Raw genomic sequence first — 3182 nt, forward strand, 5'->3', positions numbered from 1 at the left:
ATACGAATTTCCGTGTATCCCGGGCAAAAGCTGAATTTAATCAGCCCGATACATTCCTCCCCTATCTGGACGTGGAAGGTCATACCCGTGTCGGTCAGTACAATGTCCTGCTCAATCTGCGCGGTCCTGCCGATGCGATGGACCTGATGCTGCGATCCAATCCGCCGCTTACGAAGGCCCAGATTCTTTCCCTGATTACGCTCAGGAACAGCAGTGGCAAAAAAGACAGTTCCCTTAATAGTGAAGATGTCAATACACTTATAGGGAGCGGCATCCGCATGACGCTCAACAGTCTGGGGATTACACAGGCGCTGGAAAAGGCACTGAATCTAGATATGCTCAACATTACGACAGGGTCACTGGATTACAACAGCAAGACAGCTGATGTGGAAAATAATTATTATAATATAGAAATGGGCAAGTATTTGTTCAATGATTTCATGCTGACAGCTGCTTTTGGCCTCAATCATGATGACAACCGCATAGGTATGCAGTATAATTTGGGAAGTAAGTTTGGTGTGGCCGCTTGGAAATCGGCAGATGATTCCTTTATTGGCGGCATGTATAAATACAGCTTCTATTAGGGGGGACAGAAGTTGCTGGAGACATATTTAAAAGAATTACAACAGATAAAACTTCTGGCTCCGGAAGAAGAAAGAGAACTCTGGCGCGCATATAAAGACCGGGGGGACCAGGAGAGCCGGCGGCAGCTCATTGAACAGTACCAGCCGCTGGTTTTCCGGGAAGCGATGCGTTGGCACATTTCCGGGGATATTCTGCAGGACGCCCTGCAGGAAGGAACGCTGGGACTGATTGAAGCGGTGGAACGGTATGATTACGGGCGCAATGTGGCCTTTCCTATTTTTGCCGTCCATCGTATCCGTGGGGAAATCCTGGATTTTCTCCAAAAGGAAAATAAACGGTCTTCCCTGTCTCTCGACGAACCCGATGAAAACGGCGTTACCCTGCGGGATCAGCTGCCAGACGGGGCGGAGGATCTGGCAGACCGGACAGGCCGGCAGATTCTGTTTGAACACGTAGCCCAGACATTACAGCGTCTGCCTCAGAAGGAACAGATCGTCGTGGAAGGCGTCTATCTCAAAGATCAGCAGCAAAAATCCCTGGCCGAGGACCTGTCTGTCAGCCTGCCTTATGTATACCGGCTGCAGAAACGGGGAATCCGCCGTGTGAGAGGCATGCTGAGCCGGTTTATTCATGACAACAAAGAGAAGTAAAAAAGAAAATATGGTATAAACGGGAGAATACGGGAGAAACGATGAGTATTTCCAAGATAGATATCGGCTTCTTCCCATATTTACTTGTTTGTTGAGGCTGTCTTTTTCAGGATTTTATAAACATGCTGGGAAAGGAGCTTGCGCAGTATGGCAAAATCAGATAATGAACGGGCCGAGCGTGTCCGTTCTGCCAGAGCCTGGCTGGAACGGGCTGAAAAGTCTTTTGACAATAAAGCTGATGTCCGTGGGGAACTGAATCTCATGCTGGCAGAAGCGGAGATGAAAAATCTTCGAAAAAACCATGGTATGGGCTGTAAAATCCGCCGGCTGGCGGCAGTCCTGACTGCTTTGGCGCTGGCTCTGGGCATCTGGCAGTTTACACGTCCGGAAGGGCCGCCAGCTGATTTTACCCGGCCTGTCCGCGGCGAAACGGCAGCGGATACGTCACGGACGACGATGACAGCGCCGGATTCACAACCTGTAGCTGAGCCGGAATCAATCGTAACGGCAGAAGACAGGGCAGTAGAAGAAATACCGGCGGTGCAACCGGTTCCTGCAAGTACAGATGATACCGGTGTATTGCCGGCAGTACAACAGGGGGAAACAGGACAGGAGACGGAAAGAACGGAACCGCCACCTGCGACTGTACCATATACACAGCCTGTACAAAAAAAGGTTTTATCGGACCGGCAGATACAGGCTGCCGTACAAGATGCGCGTCATAGTTTGCGCGGTGCGGAAACCAAGAAATGACAACGGAGGGTCTTATGATAACACGGAATAAGAAATTTTTATTGATGATGATTACCAGTGCTATGGTGACAAGTCCCGTATGGGCTGCAGACACGGCAACAGGCTATGATGCAGATCCCGGACAGACCGTAGAAAAAAAGGTATCCGCTTCAGACATGACCGCAAAAGACGAAGGAAAGCCTATGGCACTCAATACCGTAGTGACCAGTGCTTCAACGCCGGAGACAGAAGCCGTCATGAAGAATGCAAAATCCGGCCTTACGGGGTACGAAACGGATGAAGAACTGGCAGCCATTGCCAAGGGGGAAAAGCCGGAAGACGTACGCAAGCCGGCTGAAAAAGAACAGGTAGAAAAAATTGAACAGGCCGAACAGGAACGGAAGAGCCAGGTGGCAAAGTCCGTCATCAGCGGCAATACGGGATACGAACAGGGGACGGTCGGTACAGCAGAATCGGCTAAAGAAGAAGGCCTCCCCGGAGCCTCTGTGCCGTACATGGCCGGCCTCGGTGACGTACAAATCGATACGACGATTCCCAAGTATCCTATGGCGGTACTGGAGCCAGGGCAGGAAAGCACCATGCCCTATGGTAATGTTGTCACCGATGAATCCATCGCTCCTTATGCCAATAAAGTGACGACGGCAGTAAGCGTTGGCCCTGTACCGGACCCGGCCATTGAAGCCTACCTGCTGCCGAAATTAGCCATGCGCGTCGGTGATACGGTCAGTGCCGATTATGTCCGCCATGATGTCAATGTCATCGGTTCTACCGGTCTTTTCTCGACGGTCCATCCTTCCTTTACCAACGTGCCGGAAGGGGTGGCCCTGAATTATGCCGTACAGCTCAATCCCGTCATCAACGGTGTAGAAATTACCGGCAATAAAGTCTATAAGACGGAAGCGCTCCAGCAGATGATCCAGTTCGTACCGGGTTCACCGCTGAACAGTACCATCATCAGTAAAGACGTAGCCAATATCAATAACCTCTATGCGAAAGACGGTTATATGTACAGCCATGTATCCAATGCGACGCTGGACAGCAAGGGCATTCTCCATATCGGCATTACGGAATGCCATCTGGAAGATGTCGTCGTCCGCGGTAATACTAAGACAAAATCCCGTGTTGTGACCCGGGAAGTACGCATGAAGAAAGGCGATGTGTTTAACCGTGCCGCCGCCAGCCGCAGTGTGGAAC

4 protein-coding genes are annotated in these 3182 nt (G+C 50.9%); all 4 read left to right on the plus strand.

Features of this window, described 5'->3' with window-relative positions:
- On the plus strand, window positions 1-584 hold a 584-nt coding region (locus DBO31_RS09175), incomplete at its 5' end, for a translocation/assembly module TamB domain-containing protein (protein ID WP_200817513.1).
- A gap of 12 nt (window positions 585-596) precedes the next feature.
- Window positions 597-1235, plus strand: a complete 639-nt coding sequence (locus tag DBO31_RS09180) for a sigma-70 family RNA polymerase sigma factor (protein WP_150825001.1) — start codon at window positions 597-599, stop codon at window positions 1233-1235.
- A gap of 147 nt (window positions 1236-1382) precedes the next feature.
- Window positions 1383-1988: a hypothetical protein gene (locus DBO31_RS09185; RefSeq protein ID WP_059075541.1), complete on the plus strand. Its 606-nt coding sequence runs from the start codon at window positions 1383-1385 to the stop codon at window positions 1986-1988.
- A gap of 14 nt (window positions 1989-2002) precedes the next feature.
- Window positions 2003-3182: POTRA domain-containing protein (locus DBO31_RS09190; protein WP_304466356.1), on the plus strand; the 1180-nt coding region annotated here is incomplete at its 3' end.

This window comes from Megasphaera sp. DJF_B143 (assembly GCF_900320625.1).
Classification (GTDB): domain Bacteria; phylum Bacillota; class Negativicutes; order Veillonellales; family Megasphaeraceae; genus Megasphaera; species Megasphaera hexanoica.